The organism is Stenotrophomonas sp. YJH_SMC_25 (assembly GCF_059369595.1).
In genome coordinates this window covers 130,976-147,547 of record NZ_JCAFSV010000008.1, presented here as the reverse complement: position 1 = coordinate 147,547, position 16,572 = coordinate 130,976, and the positions used below count along the sequence as shown (strand labels likewise).

At 66.5% G+C, this 16,572-nt stretch carries 15 protein-coding genes, 6 tRNA genes and 1 other RNA gene; 6 read left to right on the top strand and 16 right to left on the bottom strand.

The window, feature by feature from the left end; translation table 11 throughout:
• Positions 1-341 precede the first annotated feature (341 nt).
• Positions 342-659 carry a DMT family transporter gene (locus AC5P7E_RS12795; protein WP_005408286.1) on the bottom strand — a complete coding sequence of 106 codons (318 nt, stop codon included), beginning with the start codon at positions 657-659 and terminating at the stop codon, positions 342-344.
• A gap of 300 nt (positions 660-959) precedes the next feature.
• Between AC5P7E_RS12795 and ffs the strand changes: the two genes are divergently transcribed.
• Positions 960-1,056, top strand: an RNA gene (gene ffs, locus AC5P7E_RS12790) — signal recognition particle sRNA small type.
• A 78-nt stretch (positions 1,057-1,134) separates the two neighbouring features.
• Here the strand turns inward: ffs and AC5P7E_RS12785 are convergent.
• Genes AC5P7E_RS12785 through AC5P7E_RS12775 form a run of 3 tightly spaced genes read right to left on the bottom strand, consistent with a single transcriptional unit; the run spans position 1,135 to position 3,037 of the window.
• The gene (locus AC5P7E_RS12785; protein ID WP_005408285.1) at positions 1,135-1,524 is read right to left on the bottom strand and encodes a nuclear transport factor 2 family protein; all 390 of its coding nucleotides are present in this window, start codon (positions 1,522-1,524) and stop codon (positions 1,135-1,137) included.
• Positions 1,521-2,288, bottom strand: a complete 768-nt coding sequence (locus AC5P7E_RS12780; RefSeq protein ID WP_005408284.1) for an MBL fold metallo-hydrolase — start codon at positions 2,286-2,288, stop codon at positions 1,521-1,523. Before AC5P7E_RS12780 ends, AC5P7E_RS12785 begins: the two co-directional genes overlap by 4 nt.
• Entirely contained in the window at positions 2,288-3,037 is a 750-nt protein-coding gene (locus AC5P7E_RS12775; RefSeq protein ID WP_012479275.1) for a 3-deoxy-D-manno-octulosonic acid kinase, read from the bottom strand. Before AC5P7E_RS12775 ends, AC5P7E_RS12780 begins: the two co-directional genes overlap by 1 nt.
• 20 nt (positions 3,038-3,057) lie before the next feature.
• On the opposite strand from AC5P7E_RS12775, the gene AC5P7E_RS12770 reads away from it, so the two are divergent.
• Positions 3,058-4,104 carry a glycosyltransferase family 9 protein gene (locus tag AC5P7E_RS12770; RefSeq protein WP_012479274.1) on the top strand — a complete coding sequence of 349 codons (1,047 nt, stop codon included), beginning with the start codon at positions 3,058-3,060 and terminating at the stop codon, positions 4,102-4,104.
• Between the two features lie 78 nt (positions 4,105-4,182).
• Here the strand turns inward: AC5P7E_RS12770 and AC5P7E_RS12765 are convergent, their stop codons facing one another.
• Positions 4,183-4,587 carry a DUF6165 family protein gene (locus AC5P7E_RS12765; RefSeq protein ID WP_005408281.1) on the bottom strand — a complete coding sequence of 135 codons (405 nt, stop codon included), beginning with the start codon at positions 4,585-4,587 and terminating at the stop codon, positions 4,183-4,185.
• Positions 4,588-4,878: 291 nt separating this feature from the next.
• Here AC5P7E_RS12765 and AC5P7E_RS12760 point away from each other — a divergent pair, with 291 nt between their 5' ends.
• Positions 4,879-7,893: an autotransporter outer membrane beta-barrel domain-containing protein gene (locus AC5P7E_RS12760; protein ID WP_114618861.1), complete on the top strand. Its 3,015-nt coding sequence runs from the start codon at positions 4,879-4,881 to the stop codon at positions 7,891-7,893.
• Between the two features lie 420 nt (positions 7,894-8,313).
• Here the strand turns inward: AC5P7E_RS12760 and AC5P7E_RS12755 are convergent.
• Positions 8,314-8,404 (bottom strand) — tRNA-Ser (locus tag AC5P7E_RS12755).
• 165 nt (positions 8,405-8,569) lie between these two features.
• Between AC5P7E_RS12755 and AC5P7E_RS12750 the strand changes: the two genes are divergently transcribed.
• A complete protein-coding gene (locus AC5P7E_RS12750) occupies positions 8,570-9,274 on the top strand; it encodes a PP2C family protein-serine/threonine phosphatase (RefSeq protein WP_005408277.1) in 705 nt (234 codons plus the stop codon).
• Between the two features lie 111 nt (positions 9,275-9,385).
• On the opposite strand, the gene dnaQ is transcribed toward AC5P7E_RS12750, so the two are convergent.
• The 3 genes from dnaQ to AC5P7E_RS12735 are packed head-to-tail and all read right to left on the bottom strand — an operon-like array spanning position 9,386 to position 11,238.
• The gene (gene dnaQ, locus AC5P7E_RS12745; RefSeq protein ID WP_114618860.1) at positions 9,386-10,117 is read right to left on the bottom strand and encodes a DNA polymerase III subunit epsilon; all 732 of its coding nucleotides are present in this window, start codon (positions 10,115-10,117) and stop codon (positions 9,386-9,388) included.
• Between the two features lie 4 nt (positions 10,118-10,121).
• Positions 10,122-10,574 (bottom strand): ribonuclease HI, encoded by a 453-nt coding sequence (gene rnhA, locus AC5P7E_RS12740; protein ID WP_005408275.1) that lies wholly within the window; start codon positions 10,572-10,574, stop codon positions 10,122-10,124.
• A gap of 13 nt (positions 10,575-10,587) precedes the next feature.
• Positions 10,588-11,238, bottom strand: a complete 651-nt coding sequence (locus AC5P7E_RS12735; protein WP_005408274.1) for a class I SAM-dependent methyltransferase — start codon at positions 11,236-11,238, stop codon at positions 10,588-10,590.
• A gap of 11 nt (positions 11,239-11,249) precedes the next feature.
• Here AC5P7E_RS12735 and gloB point away from each other — a divergent pair, with 11 nt between their 5' ends.
• A complete protein-coding gene (gene gloB / locus AC5P7E_RS12730) occupies positions 11,250-12,014 on the top strand; it encodes a hydroxyacylglutathione hydrolase (RefSeq protein ID WP_114618859.1) in 765 nt (254 codons plus the stop codon).
• Positions 12,011-13,210 carry a lytic transglycosylase domain-containing protein gene (locus AC5P7E_RS12725; protein ID WP_099485206.1) on the top strand — a complete coding sequence of 400 codons (1,200 nt, stop codon included), beginning with the start codon at positions 12,011-12,013 and terminating at the stop codon, positions 13,208-13,210. Before gloB ends, AC5P7E_RS12725 begins: the two co-directional genes overlap by 4 nt.
• A gap of 212 nt (positions 13,211-13,422) precedes the next feature.
• Here AC5P7E_RS12725 and AC5P7E_RS12720 read toward each other — a convergent pair whose 3' ends face one another.
• From AC5P7E_RS12720 to AC5P7E_RS12690, 7 genes are all read right to left on the bottom strand, one after another.
• A complete protein-coding gene (locus tag AC5P7E_RS12720; RefSeq protein WP_005408271.1) occupies positions 13,423-15,378 on the bottom strand; it encodes a peptidyl-prolyl cis-trans isomerase in 1,956 nt (651 codons plus the stop codon).
• 146 nt (positions 15,379-15,524) lie between these two features.
• A tRNA-Asp gene (locus AC5P7E_RS12715) sits at positions 15,525-15,601 on the bottom strand.
• A 106-nt stretch (positions 15,602-15,707) separates the two neighbouring features.
• Positions 15,708-15,784 (bottom strand) — tRNA-Asp (locus AC5P7E_RS12710).
• Positions 15,785-15,869: 85 nt separating this feature from the next.
• Positions 15,870-15,946 (bottom strand) — tRNA-Asp (locus tag AC5P7E_RS12705).
• 84 nt (positions 15,947-16,030) lie between these two features.
• Positions 16,031-16,107 (bottom strand) — tRNA-Asp (locus AC5P7E_RS12700).
• A gap of 26 nt (positions 16,108-16,133) precedes the next feature.
• Positions 16,134-16,208, bottom strand: a tRNA-Val gene (locus AC5P7E_RS12695).
• 11 nt (positions 16,209-16,219) lie between these two features.
• A complete protein-coding gene (locus AC5P7E_RS12690; RefSeq protein ID WP_005408270.1) occupies positions 16,220-16,492 on the bottom strand; it encodes an HU family DNA-binding protein in 273 nt (90 codons plus the stop codon).
• Between the last annotated feature and the right edge of the window lie 80 nt (positions 16,493-16,572).

Below are 16,572 nucleotides of genomic sequence, written 5' to 3'. Positions count from 1 at the left end.
AGACCGGATGGCACAGCTGGCAGGTTTTTTTGGAGACAATGCGGCCCACCCCGGCTCCCGATACGGAAACAAGGTTTGAAGGCATTAACTCCTGAAAATCTTCACATCTTCACGCTGTCGCACCCGGTGACAGGTACGACAGCGTGTCCCTCAAGGCGAAAACTCCCCGGTTTCGCCCGACGAATGGCGGCACTGTGCGACCGTCGGTGCCAGCGGCATGTGAATCACGCTCGTTATTTTCATGACGTACGTCAAATAAAACGGGCGGACAAAATGGTCTTGCCGAAAATGCATATACCTGCTGGAAGCGGAGATTCCTTTCCCCGCCATAAGTAAATCATTCAGCTGCTCGAGAGTTTCATCAGCACCAGGCCGGAAACGATCAGCACCGCTGCACCGATCCGCATCGGGCTGACCTGCTCGCCGAGGAACACGATGCCAACCACGAACGCACCGACCGCGCCGATGCCGGTCCAGATCGTATAGGCGGTGCCCAGCGGCAGGCTGCGCATGGCTACCGCCAGCAACCAGAAGCTGGCGATCATGCCGACGATCGTGACCACGGTGGGGGTGAGCTTGGTGAAGCCTTCGGACTGCTTCATGGACACGGCCCAGACGATTTCCAGCAGGCCGGCGAACAACAGATAGATCCAGGCCATGACGGCCCTCCTCTTGGTAGGGCCAGGCCGTCCTGGTCTTTGATTCCCGATGTGGGGGAGGCCGTTCCTCCTGGCCGGCATTCTAGCAACGGCGGGTGGCCCGGGCCGCCATGGGCGGGAACGGGTTACAGCGGATTCAGCGCGTGAAGCTGGCGTCGATGCGCCTGCCTGCGCTAGACTACGCCTCTGCCATCGGCCAGCCGATGCGCAGTCCGGCTGTGGTCTCTGGCGCATCGCGCGCTGCTTCCCCTGGTCCGTGAACTGGCTGCCCTCCGGGCGGCCGACGTCTCTATGGTGGCCCCGTCGGCCCCTCGCGACGCTAGGTCGAAAACCCCGCCAGGGCCGGAAGGCAGCAACGGTATCGATCGACGCGGGCGCCGAGGTCAGCCGGCGGGGCCATCGCCTTTTCCGGCGACGCCCCGCCCCTGGCAGGTGCCAACCCTGGTTGGCGCCCTTCGCCGGACATGGCCCGGTCCTACCGTGCCTCGGGCGTGCCCTGGTGGAACAGCATGCGCCATCCATCCCCGTGCCGGCGCCACAGCGAGCTGCGCAGCACCCAGCCTTGCGGCTGGCCGTCGAGGTAATGGCGGCTGCGATAACGCACCTGGGCCAGACCGTCGGCCAGCAACCACACCGCGTACTGTTCCGATTCGATCAGCACCTGCGCGCGCTCCAACGGAATCTCCTGCAAGGCTGCATCACGGCCGTAGCATTGCCCGGAACTGCCGATCTCGCTGAAATCCTCGTCCAGCAATGCGTCAAGGCGCTCAGGATCGGCCCGCACCGCAGGCGCATGCAGCGCGCGCTCCAGCACCTCCAGCTCGGCGGCCAGCGCCGCGTCGGCGGGCTGGCCGGCACCGCTCACGGCGGATCCTGCGCCAGCACGTGCGGTGCAGTCGGGGTTGCCAGCGGCACGCACTGCCCCGGCTGCGCCACGCGGTGGCCGCGCGCGGCCAGCGCCACACCATCAGCCACGCTGGCGTAGTGGTAGAGCATCATCCGCGCCTGCAGTTCCGCGCTGTACTCGCGCTCCAGGTCGTCCACACCGGTATGCGACGGATTGCCGTGCAGGCCGCAGTCGTGGGCGATCAGTTCGTTGTCATTGGCGAAGCGGGCCAGCATCTCCGGAATCGGCCGGGTATCACCACTCCAGGTCAGCGCGCCCTGCAGGCGCAGGCCGTAGGCCGTCTCCGGCCAGTGGTGGCGTACCGGGAATACTTCCAGGCGCACGCCCTCGTGCCAGAACGCCTCGCCCACCACGATCAACTGGAACGCATCCCAGAAGTTGGCACCGCCCTCGGCCAGCACGTTCGGGTAGTCACCGATGCGCTTGTGCAGCAGCGGCACCACGGTGGCAGGCACATACAGGCGCACCTTGCCGCGGCGCTGCGTGCTGAAGAAGGTATCGACGAACAGCCGCTCGAAACCGGCCACGTGATCCAGGTGCACATGGGTGACGAACAGTGCCTGCGGCATGTGCCCATAGTGCGCCTTGAACGCGGTCAGGCCTTCGCCGCCGCAGTCGATCGTCAGCCATGGCCGCCCGTCCCGCTCGATCACCGACATCGGCGACCCCAGCTCGACCGCCGACGCGTTGCCGACGCCGAGGAAACGCAACGACCAGCCCATCAGGTGCCCCGGTTCCAGGCCATGTCATAGGCGCGCCTCAGCCGCGCGTAGTCCTTCTGCACGTCCTCCACGCTGCGCTCGCCGCGCAGCTTGATCAGCGAGCGCAGCAGGCGCTTGAGGTTGCGTTCGCGCCAGGCGGTGGCCGGAATGCGGATCACCCCACGGTCGAAGTCGATCAGCCAGCCATGGCCGTTGCCATCGAACAGGATGTTGTGCGCGTTGAGGTCGGCATGGTCCAGGCCGGCACGGTGGAAGCGGGCGATCAGCCGCCCGGTCTCTTCCCAGGGCGCGCCCCGTCCGGCGACCAGCGCACGGTCGGCCAGCGAGCGCACGCCCTCGATCCGCTCCATCAGGATTGCCGCCCGGTAGCGCAGGCCTTCGCGCATGTAGTACGCGGCGATCGGCCTGGGCACCGGCAGCTTCTTCTCGCGCAGGGCGCGCATCAGGCGGAATTCGGCAAAGCTCCGGGTCCGGTCCGAGCCACGCCAGAGGTACTGGTCATGGCTGATCTTCGCTGCCAGGCCGCCGCGCAGGTAGTGGCGCAGCACGCTGGCGCCGAACGGCGCATCGATGAACCAGGCGCTGCCGCGGCCGCCCTCGCCGACCGGCCGGGCCTTGCTGCCCCAGTGCTGGGGCGAGAACAGGCCAACCTCGGCTTGCCGCAGCCGCTCGCGGTCGAACAGAATGGCCCCGATGCCGCGACCCTCGCGGCATGGCGTCAGCGCTTCATTGGCGTCGAATGCGACCATTTCATTGAGTCTAACAACACATGGCATCAGCGTCCTCCTCCTTGTGCCTCCTGCGCCTGTCCGCACTCGGCGATGTCACCCACGTGGTGCCCCTGGTGCGCACCCTGCAGGCTGCGCGTCCGGACACGCCGATCCACTGGATCATCGACAAGGTCGGCCACAAACTGCTCGATGGCCTGCCCGGCGTCACCTTCCACGCCTACGACAAGAAGAGCGGCATGGCAGGGGTCAAGGAGCTGCGCAAACAGCTGCCACCGGGGCGTTTTGAAGCGCTGCTGCAGATGCAGGTGGCGTTCCGCGCCAACCTGCTGTCGGCGTTCATTCCCGCCGAGCGCCGCATCGGCTACGACCGCAGCCGTTCCAAGGACCTGCACGGGCTCTTCATCAACGAGCGCATTCCCGACCGCCCCGGCGTCCATGTGCTGGATGCCATCGGCAGCTTCTGCGAGCCGCTGGGCCTGCGCCAGACCGAGGTCAGCTGGGACCTGGCCGTGCCACAGTCCGCATATGACTGGGCCGCTGCGCAATGGCAGGACGATGGGCGCCCGGTGCTGATGATCTCGCCCTGTTCCAGCCACGTGCGCCGCAACTGGTATGCAGACCGCTATGCAGCCGTGGCCAACCACGCCGCGCAGCGTGGTTGGCAGGTGGTGCTGTGCGGTGGCCGCAGCGAACTGGAGCGCAGCATGGCCGATGCCATCCAGGCACAACTGCTCACGCCGGCGCTGGACCTGGTCGGGAAGGACACCTTGAAGCAGCTGCCTGCCCTGCTTGCCCGTGCCAACCTGGTGATGACTCCGGACTCGGGCCCGATGCACATCGCCAACGCGATGGGCGCCAAGGTGCTGGGCCTGCATGCGGCCAGCAACCCGAACCGCAGCGGACCGTACTCGGACCGCCGCTACTGCGTGGACCGCTACGACGACGCCGCACGCAAGTACCTGGCCAAGCAGGCTGCCGATCTGAAATGGGGCACCAAGATCGAGTTCGACGATGTGATGGAACTGATCACTGTCGAAGACGGCATCGCGGCTTTCGAGCGTTACGTGGCCGATCATCTGGGGTGATGGGCCGGCCGGGCGTTGGCCTGCGCCCTGCGGTTTCATCCACGCGTGGCGTGGACCTCCCCCTTTTGGCCGCCGGGATTACGCGCGCTGCGCGTAATCCTGGTAGGACTTCTCTTCCACGTACGCCGAGCCCAGCGCCAGGTTGATCGCCTTCTTGATGCGCGCACGCTCGTCGTTGCGCAGGTAGACGCTGCGCGCCAGGTCGACGAAGCCCTGGTCGAACGCCTGCGCCTTTTCCTTCAGGCGGATGTCGTCCTCGATGTCCCACAGCTGCTCGTTGACCGCCTTCAGCTCGGCACGCAGCTTGGCGATGTCCTTCACCGCCGCCGGGTGCGCCATCCAGGTCTGCTCCAGCGCCGACAGCTCCCTGCGCACGTTGGCCAGCTTGCCCTCGTCGCTGATGCGCTCGGACTTGATCTGCAGGATCGAGATCTTGTCCAGCAGCTCGCCGAAGGACACGGGGACAAGGATTTCAGCGCTCATGGGGGAAGGCTCCAGCAGGTGATGCATACATGGTAACCCGCGCGGCGCAAACGCTGCGCCCCGGCGCCTGCATGGTCAGCCGAGCGCGATGACTGGGGGAGAACCCCCCGCAGCTGCGTTAGCGGTCTGGAGAGGCGGCCTGTCGCCCTCCTCGCCCGGCAAGTCCAACGGCCGAGCGCGCGCGACCCGCCCTGCCCACGCCGCAACGTGTTGAAACCACGCCGCATCAGCGTGTTCATGCAGCGAAAAAGGGGCGGCATCCGCACTTCACTCCTTTCCGTGGAACTCCGCATGCATCGATATCCCGCCCTCCCCACCCGTCGCGCCACCGTCCTCGGCAGTGCCCTTGTTGCAGCACTTCTCGGCATCGCTGCCTCGCCGCAGGCCCATGCCAGTGCCTTCCACGTGAATGGAGACACGCTCTACTACACCGGCAACGTACTGGCGACCGATCCGCAGACGCTGGAGGCCTACATCCTGGCCGCGCAGGCCCGGGGTACGCCGCTCCGCCAGGTGGTGTTCCGCAACTCGCCGGGCGGGGCCGCCTCCGGTGGCGTGGGCATGGGTGCCATCATCCGCCAGCACGGGCTGGATACCGTACTGGACGGCGGCTGCTACTCGGCCTGCGCCGACGCCTTCGTTGCCGGCGTGAAGCGCAAGGTCACGCAATTCGGCCTGCTGCCGGCGCACGGCAACTACACGGAGACGGTGCTGGGCATCCATGGCGAATCCGGCCCGAACGGCCCTACCCCGTACCCGGGGCAGGACAAGTACATCAAGTACTACCGGGACATGTTCGGCCCGACCGACTTCGCGGTCATCGAAGCGCGCATCGTCCAGGCGCACTATGAACTGACCCAGCAGTCGGGCTTCCTGCGCTACTTCGACCCGAACGTGGCGGCCGTGGCCACGCGCTTCTGCCCGACCCGCGACCAGAGCGCGGCAGGCAACTGCACCGCGTATCCCGGTGTGACCTTCTACAGTGATCGCGTCGTCACCGAAGCCGGTTACGTCCAGACCGGCGACGTGCTTTCCGTCGACAAGGACGTGAGCGGAGACCTCAATCCGAACCTGGCCGTGCGCGGGCGCTACACCAATGCGCTGGCCAACCTGCGCTACTTCCAGCAGTCGGCCCCGGACATCCGGCTGGACGACGCCTTCGGTGTGATCCGTATCGGCAAGGGCGGGGTCTGGTCGCTGGATACCGCTTCCGCCGCCCAGTATGTGGTCGCCGATGGCGGCACCCTGCGCCTGCAGCAGAATGGCTGGATCCACCACGCCGAAGCCATCGGCGCCCGCAATGGCGGGCGCATCGAACTGCAGCAGGGCGCACTGCGCAGCCTGACCGTGATCGAACGCGGCGGCGTGCTGACCGGGCACGGTTCATTGAATGCCACGATCGACATCAACGAGGGCGGAACGCTCGCGCCGTCCGGCATCGTCATGCGCCCCTACTCGCTGGAAGCACTCGCACCGGGTGGCGACGACGTGTTCACCAGCGAGCGCTTCCGGATCGGCAAGGGTCGCTACATCAACCTCAATGACGGTGCGAACCTGGCCTTCGAGGTCGACAGCCAGCGCACTGCACCGGCACTGACGCTGGAAGAAGCCCGCTACTTCCTGGTCGATGAGGACCGGCAGACGGGGGACTACAACCTGTTCGGCAACATCAACCGCGCCGTGCTGAGCATTGCCCCCGCCGCCAGGCTGACGCTGGACGTCAAGCAGGCGTTCTTCCCGGCCGGGCAGCAGAACCACCTGGTGGGAACCCAGGTGGATGCCAGCGCCCTGCAGCTGCCCATCGCCCCCTGCAGCGCGTCGAACGGTGAGTACGCTGGCCTGTGGTGCCGCACCGCTACGCCCGATACCCTGACCCGCGCAGCGCCGGTGTCGGACTTCATCGAAGGGCGCTTCCAGTACGTCGAGCGCAGTGGCGAGGCCGGCAGCGCGGTGGACCTCACCGCTCCCGGCGCTGTATTCCGCCCTCGCCACAATTCACTGCTCAGCTTCACCGTCAATCAGACCGGCAGTGGCCTGTGGCTGACCGCCAATCCCTCCTTCGACGACACACGCTTGTTCGGCAATGCCCCGTCCGGCGACGGCCTGGGCATCGCACTGCAACAGGCGGCTGCACAGCGCACTTCCTCGATGAGCGGACTGCTGGGCGCCCTGCAGTTCGCTGACCGCGATGACATCGCGCGCCAGGCGGGAGCACTGCGTGGCGACGGGCATGCCAGCCTGCGCCTGGCCGATTCCGCACTGGTCGGCAGCATCGGCAACGTCGTGCAGCAGCACCAGGCAGCATCACGCAGCGGTGGCGATGCGGACGGCCTGGCTGCACAGGCCGCACAGACGGCCTCGGCACAATCTGCGATGACCGGCAATCGCCTGTTCAACCAGCTGGCGATGCACCTGGTCGCACCGGCGGATGCGGGCAGTGATGCGGGCGACGCCGGACGCAACCGCAGCTTCTGGGCGCGGGGCTTCGGCAGCCACGGCCGTATCGAGGGTGATGCCGGCGTCGCCGGCCTGAGCCACACCATCGGCGGCATCGCACTTGGTGCCGATACCCGCCTGGCAGACGACCGTGTGACACTGGGCGTGAGCCTTGCCGCGGCCGACATGTCGACTAGGCCCAGCGAAGGTGCAGGATTCAGCGGCGATGTCCGCGCGCTGGATATCGGCGGCTACGTGGACGCGCTCTATTCGCGCGGCTACCTGTCCGCCGCTGTCCGCTACACCGATCTTCGCCACGATACCCGTCGCAGCATCGAGGGGATCGAGGGCCTGCAGGCACCGCTGCGTGCGAAGTACAGCAACGACGCGATTTCCGCGCGCGTGGAGCATGCGTTCTCGTTCACCACCGGCAACGGCCTGGTGATACAGCCGCTGCTGCCGGTGATCGACTACATGCGCACCTCGGCCACGCACTTCAACGAAGGCCAGGACGCAGCCGCACTCATCGGCCGCAGTGGCAGCCTGGAAAGCATCCGCGTAGGCGCCGGCCTGCAGTTGTTCAAGACCTTCGACGGCAACAACGGCGAGCGCATCACCCCGCGGGCCCGCGTGGTCTGGCAGAAGGAGCTGGGCGATACCCAGGCCCGCTACAGCAACGGCTTCGCCGCCGCCCCGGACCTGCTGTTCAGTGCCAGCAGCCAGCCCGTCGGTGAGCAGGTCCTGGCCTGGAACCTGGGCGTGACCAGCCGTGCCAGCAAGCGCCTGTCGGTGATGGTTGATTACGTGGGCGAGCGGCGCGACGGCCAGACCCAGAACGGCATACAGCTGGGGCTGGGCTACACGTTCTGAGCACACGCCATTCGCACAGGGCATGGATCCCCACCCTGTGCGAATGGCCTTGCCTTCCACGCCGTGCGTGGATGCACCCAGCGGGCAACGAGCGGCGCAACGTCTCGGGCGACGCGCGAAACGCGCGTCGCGTTCCCGCGCCAGATGAAAGAAGAAAGGCTGCCTTTCGGCAGCCCTCTCCAGTCGAGGGGATGATCACCGAACTCATCCAGGCAATGACTTGCATCCGCCACACAGGGAATCGCCGGGTGAAACAAGTCCCTCTGTTGAGGGGCTGCCCCGACAGGGGCGGGGAGAGGCAGGCAAAGGGAGGGGCCCACGCGTTGCCACGCAACGTGTGGGGCGACGCGCGAAACGCGCGTCGTGTCCCGCGCCAGATAAAAGAAAAGGGCTGCCTTTCGGCAGCCCTTTTCTTTTATCTGGCGGAGAGGGGGGGATTCGAACCCCCGAGGCGCTATAAACGCCTGCCTGATTTCGAGTCAGGTACATTCAACCACTCTGCCACCTCTCCGGGTGGTCCCCGGCGGACCGGGGACGCGCATCATACGAGGAAGTGAGGCCGACGACAAGTCATTCCGGCCAACGAACTGAAAATTTCCTGGGCGCATGCCTTGCCGGATGCCTGCGGCCACCCGATGATGCCTGTCTCCCCCGGCAATACCCCGCCCTGCCTACCATGATCGAATTCGGACACCTCACCCACCCCGGCATGCGCCGCGAGCTCAACGAGGACACCTACTACGGTGACAGCGAGCTGGCCCTGTGGCTGGTGGCCGACGGCATGGGCGGGCATGCCTGCGGCGAAGTGGCCAGTGCACTGGCACGCGAAACCATCGTGCGCGAGATTCGCCGCGGCGCACCGCTGGCACAGGCCATCCGCACTGCCGACGAAGAGATCATCCGCGCCTCGCGCCGGCGCAACGACACGTTGCCGATGGGCACCACCGTGGTCGCCGCGCGCGTGCAGGGCAACCGCTATGAAGTGGCCTGGGTCGGCGACAGCCGCGCCTACCTGTGGCGCGACGGCCAGCTGGCGCAGCTCAGCCAGGACCACAGCGTGGTGCAGGAACTGGTCGCGCAGGGCAACCTGACCGCCGAACAGGCGCGCGCGCATCCGCATCGCAACGTGGTCACCCAGGCACTGGGCGTGACCGATCCAGCCCACCTGAACGTGGCCACCACCAGTGGTGAGCTGCGTCCGGGCATGCAGCTGCTGCTGTGCAGCGACGGTCTCACCGAGGAAGTGGATGACCGCGGCATCGCCCGCACCCTGGCATTCGAAGATGCCAGCGCGCAGGAATGCGTGGATACGCTGGTCGCCGCCGCACTCGATGGCGGTGGCCGTGACAACATCAGCGTGATCCTGGTGCGCTGCCATTAACCGGTAGAGCCTCGCCATGCGTGGAGGCGGTAGTGCCGGCCGCTGGCCGGCTCACGCGGGGAACCTCGTATCAGGACGATGCCGGCCAGCGGCCGGCACTACCTCGATGTATTACGCGCTGGCGGGCTCTTCCACCTTCGGGCCATCCCACAGCGCGTGGCCGGCCTTCTTGCGCAGCCGTTCCAGCCGCGCAGCGTGCGCTTCCAGTTCCGACGGCGTAGCCACCACGCGCGGACGAGGCAGCAGCTTGCTGGTATCGAAAGCCTGCAACGCCGCGCCGGTACCGCCGCCATCTTCCTCGCCCAGGCCGAAGCCGATCTCTTCCTGACCCGAGGTCAGTGCGATATAGACATCGCCAAGGATCTGCGCATCGAGCAGGCCGCCATGCAGCGCACGGTGCGAGTTGTCCACGCCCAGCCGCTTGCACAGCGCATCCAGCGAGTTGCGCTGGCCCGGGAAGCGCTCACGCGCCATCGCCAGGGTATCAATCACCGTGCAGCGGTCGGTGATCTTTCCGTACTGCGGCCCCAGCAGCGACAACTCGTTGTCGAGGAAGCCAAGGTCGAACGCCGCGTTGTGGATGATCAGCTCGGCGCCATCGATGAACGCCAGGAACTCATCGGCGATCTGCGCGAATTCAGGCTTGTCATCGAGGAACTCCAGGGTCAGGCCGGTGACTTCCTGCGCGCCCTGTTCGAACTCGCAGTCCGGCTTGATGTACTGGTGGTAGTTGTTGCCGGTCGGGCGGCGCTTGAACAGCTCCACGCAGCCGATTTCGACGATGCGGTTGCCCTTCTTCCACTCCAGGCCGGTGGTTTCGGTATCGAGGATGATCTGACGCATGGGCTCAGTTTACCGGGCTGGCGTCGCGGATCTGGATCGCCGCGTTGCGGGCCAGGGTATCCACCCGCTCATTGTCCGGGTCGCCGGAGTGGCCCTTCACCCAACGCCAGTCGATCTGGTGCCGCAGCGTGGCCGCGTGCAGGCGCTCCCACAGCTCGCGGTTCTTCACCGGATCACCGCCAGCGGTCTTCCAGTTCTTGCGGATCCAGCCGGGCATCCACTGGGTCAGGCCCTGCCGCACGTACTGCGAGTCGGTGTAGAGCACGATGTTGCACGGCTCGGTCAGCGTCTCCAGCCCGGAAATGGCCGCCATCAGCTCCATCCGGTTGTTGGTGGTGTGCGCTTCACCGCCACTGAGCTCGCGCTCGTGGCCCTTGTAGCGCAGCAACGCAGCCCAGCCGCCGGGGCCGGGATTGCCGAGGCAGGATCCGTCGGTGTGGATTTCGATGGTTTTCAATACAGCTCCAGAATCAGGTAGCAACGGTGCCGTGCCAGCGCACCGGCAGCGGTTTCGGCCCGGGCAGGGCCAGCGTGCGTTTCTCCGCATGGAACAGGCAGGCCGCGCGCAATGGCGCCCAGCCCCCCGGGCGACGGCTGCCGGCACCGCGCCAGAGCGGGCCGAGGTAGCGCATATCGTCGCACTCCAGGCCATGGCGGCCGAGCAGCAGGCGGATCCGCTGCGGCGTACGCACCACCAGCCCATGCTGCCGCCAGTGCGTGCGGTAGGGGCTGAACGGATTGAGGCTGCTCAGCCACAGATGGCCGCCCGGCATCAATACGCGCTCGCACTCGTCGAGCAGCAGGTCGGCATCGCCGGTGGTGACATGCTGCAGCACGATCGCATTGACGCTCTCGTTGGCCAGGGGCAAGGGCAGCCCGCAGCGGGTATCGCCGTCATAGCCCGGTCCCGCCCCCTGCCGGTACAGGCGCAGGCCGCGCCCACCCAGCTGCGCATCCTCCAGCCAGGCCGCACTCGGCGCGATCCACAGCCAGGGCTGCGCGGGCAGCGCCGACAGCTGCGGAAGCAGCAACTGCCGTTCCAGGACGCGCAGCGCCGCCGCCGGCTCACTGTCGAACCACGGGGTCTGGCTCGCTTGACGGGTGCTCTGCAGCGCGGGCATGGTCCAATTCTATGCGACTGACTGCCCTGCCCGCATTTGCGGATAACTACATCTGGACGCTGATCGCCGACGATGGCACTGCCGTGGTCATCGACCCGGGTGACGCCGCGCCGGTGCTCGCACTGGCCGATCAGGGCCTGCGCGTGGACACGATCCTGCTCACCCACCACCACGACGACCACATCGGTGGCGTGCCCGCACTGCAGGCTCGTTTTCCCGGTGTACGGGTCATCGCGCCGGTCGAAGAGCGCATCCCCACGGCCACCGAACGGGTCGGCGAAGGTGAACGCGTTCAGGCACTGGGCCGGACGTTCCACGTACTATCCGTGCCCGGGCATACCCGCAGCCACATCGCGTTTCACACTGCTGAACATCTTTTCAGCGGAGATTCGTTGTTCAGCCTGGGCTGTGGACGTCTGTTCGAAGGTACGCCGTCCCAGCTGCTGGCATCGATGCGCAAGCTGGGTACCTTGCCCGCGCAACTGCTGCTTTGTTGCGCCCACGAGTACACCGTGTCAAATGCCGTCTTCGCGCGGCATGTCGACCCCGCCAACGCTGCCCTGTGGCAGCGCCAAGAGGAGGCTTTGGCCATGCGCCGCGATGACCGTTCCACCCTGCCGGTAACCCTGGCCAACGAATTCGACTGCAATCCCTTCCTGCGTGTGCACGCGGCGCCGATCCGTGCGTCGGTCTCGGCACACCTGGGCCGTGACCTCGTTGACGACGCCGACGTGATGGCCGGTCTCCGGCACTGGAAAGACGGCTTCCGCGCATGATGCGCCGAAGTCTGCCGCTGGCCCTGGGCCTTGCCCTGGGGCTGGCCGGAACCGCGGGCGCACAGTCGCTGGGCGCCGGCATCAGCCAGAACCTGACCGCCGCTGCGGCCCTGCCGCTGGATCCGGCTGCGCTGCCCGCCGCTTCGGTGCGCAACGGCCAGGAGATCTTCACCAGCTTCCGCGACGGACTGGCCGAACCCAGCTGCGACGCCGAGGCCACCAGCCCGCGCTGGCAGAAGCAGTTCGCCCACGCCCCCTCGCGCCTGGCCAACCAGGATGATGATGCGCTGGTCCTGTTCGGCTACGTGGTCGAAGAGCTGCGCAAGGCCGACCTGCCCACCGAGTTCGCGCTGATTCCCTTCGTGGAAAGCGGCTACCGGCCCAATGCCCGCAATGGCAGCGGCCCGACCGGCCTGTGGCAGTTCATCGCCACCACCGCGCGCAACCATCGCGTGCCGATGACCAACGGCTATGACGGCCGCCTGTCGGCGGTCGATTCGACCCAGGCCGCAGTGCGCTACCTGAAGACCCTGCACGGCATGTTCGGCGGCGACTGGCGCCTGGCCACGATGGCCTACAACGCCGGCGAGTACCGCGTGCTGCAGTCCATGCGCAAGGCTGGCATGAACGCGCAGAACGCCAAGCCTTCAGCGCTGCCCGGCCTGTCGCCGGTCACCCATGCCTACGTCGAGAAGCTGCATGCCCTGGCCTGCGTGCTGGAAGACGTGGAAGACCAGCCTGGCGTGATGGCCTCGCTGGACCGCACCGTGCCGGTGCTGAAGGACCACACCCTGCCTGCGGGCACCAGCGTGCAGCAGTGGGCCACACAGCGCGCCCTGGACCCTGCCAGGATCGCCCGCCTCAACCCGGCCCTGGCCTCCGGTGGCCGTCCCTCGGGTACCACCCGCGTGCTGGCGCCGGTCTCGGCCGCAAATGCGACGGTAGCGGAGGCAGCGACCGCGCTGGTCGCCACCACCGCACCGGTGGCGGCCGCTGTACCGACGCCGCAGGTCACCAGAACCGTCGCCGCGATCGCCGACCGTCCGCGCAGCCGCCGCCACACCGTGCGTGATGGCGAGTCGGCCTGGACCATCGCCCGCCGCTACGGCATGCCGGTGAAGGCCCTGCTGTCGCTGAACGGCCTGAGCGGCAGCAGCGTGCTGAAGCCTGGCGCGGTGCTGCGCGTCGAGGATTGACGCACAGGCCAAGCGCCTCCCGTATAGAGCCGAGCCCATGCTCGGCTTTTTCATGCCTGCGCCCAGCGGATGCAGTCGAGCACGGCTCGACTTTACAAACGGCGGTCGAGCAAGCTCGACCACTACCAGAGGCCAAGCGCGCCACAAACGACGCGAAGACAAAAAAAGGCCCGGCATTGCCGGGCCTTCTTCGATCCTGCCCGCCGCGAGGCTTACAGGTTCGCTTCGGTGGTCTGGATCACGAACTTCTTGCGCATCGCCTCGACATAGGCCTTGGCCGCAGCCATGCCATCGATCTGGCTCAGCTGGTCCTTCAGCTGCTTCTGCTGCTCGGCGGTCACTTCCTTCACGTCGCCCGGGTTCACCTTGTTCACCGCGAACAGCAACGCATGGCCGTTGACATCGACCTTGCCGTAGCTCGGCTTGCCATCGGCCGGCACCGGCGCGCTGAAGATCGCGCGGTTGATTTCCGGGGTCGGCACCGGCTGGCTGCGCGGCAGGCCGGGCATCGGGCTCAGCTGCAGCTTCTCGCTGGCCGCCAGCGACTGCAGGGTGGCGCCCGCCTTCAGCTTGGCCAGCACGGCATCGGCCGCCTTGTCGCTGGCCTGGCGCTGACGGTCGGCACGGATCGCGGCGATCACCTGCTCGCGCGCCTTGTCCAGCGGCATGGCCTGTTCCGGGGTGTGCGCGGCCACGCGGATGACCACACTGTGGTTGGTCGCGCCGCCCAGCGCGATCGGGTCGCTGGCGGTCCCGTCCTGCACCAGCACGTCGGAGAAGGCCGCACGCAGCACGCCCGGGTCAGCGGCGATGCCACTGGCGGTGGCACGGGTGATCGGGCCCAGCGTCTGCAGCGGCAGGTTCACTTCCTTGGCCGCGGCAGCCAGATCGCTCGGGCTCTTGTTGATGGCGTCGACCAGACGGCCGGCCAGTTCGTTGAAGCCGCGCTCGCCGTCGGCCTTCAGCTGCTCGGCAGCCAGCGTGTCACGCACTTCCTCGAAGGACTTGCCCTGGCCGCCACGGACCGCAGCAACCTTGATGATGTGATAGCCGAACTCGGTCTTGACCGGACCAATCACGTCACCGGCCTTGGCAGCGAACAGCGCATCTTCGAACGGCTTGACCATCGCGCCGCGTTCGACCCAACCCAGGTCACCACCCTGGCCCTTCGAACCCGGGTCTTCCGAGTTGGCCTTGGCCAGTGCAGCGAAGTCGGCGCCGGCGGCCTTGGCTTCGGCGGCAATCTTGTTCGCCTTGGCTTCGGCACCGTCGCCGGTGATCAGGATATGCGAGGCCTGGCGCTGCTCCGGCGTGGTGAACTTCGCCTTCTCGTCTTCATAGCGCTTGCGCAGGGTGGCTTCGTCGGCGGCGGTCGGTGCCGGCAGGTTCGCACCATTGATCTCGACGTACTCGAGCGAAACGCTCTCGGCCTGGCGGAAGTCCTTGCCATGGCTGTCGTACCACTGCTTGATCTGCGCGTCGGTCACCGGCGCGGTATCGGCCGGCACTTCCGGCAGCGCGGCCAGCTCGACATCGCGGGTCTCGCCCAGCAGCTTCAGCAGGCGCTCGGTCTCGGACTGGGTAACGAAGCCCGAGTTCTGCAGGCCCGACGGGATCACCGACTGCTGCAGGCTCTCACGCACCAGTTCCTGGAACTGGGTCGGCGTGCGCGGCGGATTGCCACCGGCAAGCGCCAGGCGGTAGTTGTTCTCGTTGAACTTGCCGTTCGAATCGAGGAAGGCCGGGATGGTGGCGATGTACTCGCGCACCGCGCCATCGCCGATCACGACACCGGCCTGCTCGCCGACCAGGCGCACGACCTGTTCGTCGATCAGCTGATCGAGCACGGCCAGCTTGTTTTCGGTGCTTTCAAACGCGCGCGGGTCGAAATTCTCGCCCTGCTGCTGGCGCTCACGCATGCGCTCCTGCTCGAAGCGGGTGCGGAAATCCTGCGCGCTGATCTCATGGTGCTGCCACAGCATGCGCACCGGCCACCACGACGGTGCCGAACGCCACCAGGTCGGCGGCGCGGAAACCTTGGCCACGTTCTGTGCGCCAACGCCACCGAGGTAGCTGTTGTCGATCACGAACAGGAACGGAATCATCAGCAGCCCCAGGATCACGGTGACGATCCAGCCTGAGGTCTTGTCGCGGAGTTTCTGCAGCATGGTGAGGAATCACAAGGCCTGATTGGCGAGCCCGGCAGTGTAACCCGCTTCGTCGCAGGGACCAAAAGCAGCACCGGCGTGGCCTGCGCACCGCTTCCGACGGCACAAAGAAAAAGCCCCCGGCTTGCGCCGAGGGCTTTTAGAGTTGGCGGAGCGGACGGGACTCGAACCCGCGACCTCCGGCGTGACAGGCCAGCATTCTAACCAGCTGAACTACCGCTCCGCGCTGAAACTTTGCAGGCGCCCAGTATATCCGAAGACTCCCTGGAAACCCAGCCCGGTGAACACTTTTTTCAAAGTTTTTTCACAGGGACTTAAGAATTCTGCAATGGCGGAGCGGACGGGACTCGAACCCGCGACCTCCGGCGTGACAGGCCAGCATTCTAACCAGCTGAACTACCGCTCCGTTCTTGCAAAACCTTTCGCCTTCTTCCCGAACCTTCCGGGGAGAAGACAAGGCCCCCGGCTTCAGGCCGGGGGCCTCGATGTAGTGGCGGAGCGGACGGGACTCGAACCCGCGACCTCCGGCGTGACAGGCCAGCATTCTAACCAGCTGAACTACCGCTCCGCATTGTTGCTTTTTTTGCTTTCCAGCCGGCCTGGACCGGGAAGAAAACAAAGCCTCCAGCTTTTGGCCGGAGGCCTCGTTGAATGGCGGAGCGGACGGGACTCGAACCCGCGACCTCCGGCGTGACAGGCCAGCATTCTAACCAGCTGAACTACCGCTCCACACTCAAACTTTTACCGCGGTGCTGTGGTGGGTGCTGAGGGTTTCGAACCCCCGACCCTCTCCGTGTAAAGGAGACGCTCTACCGCTGAGCTAAGCACCCCAGCGAGCCGCTTAGTTTACAGCATCCTTCAGGGCCTTGCCAGCCTTGAACGACGGATTCTTCGAAGCAGCGATCTTGATGGTGTCGCCGGTCTTCGGGTTGCGGCCGGTGCGTGCAGCACGGTCGCGGACCTGGAAGGTACCGAAGCCAACCAGGGTGACCGCATCGCCGTCCTTCAGCGCCTTGGTGATGGCAGCAACGACGGCATCGACAGCGCGGCTGGACTCGGCCTTGGTCAGGTCGGCAGCTTCAGCAACGGCATCGATCAATTCGGTCTTGTTCATTCTCTACAACTCCTTTGGCGGTGGGTTCCGCTTATTCGACAGGGAAGCAACCGCATGCCTTCTGCATGCGGCCACCATGT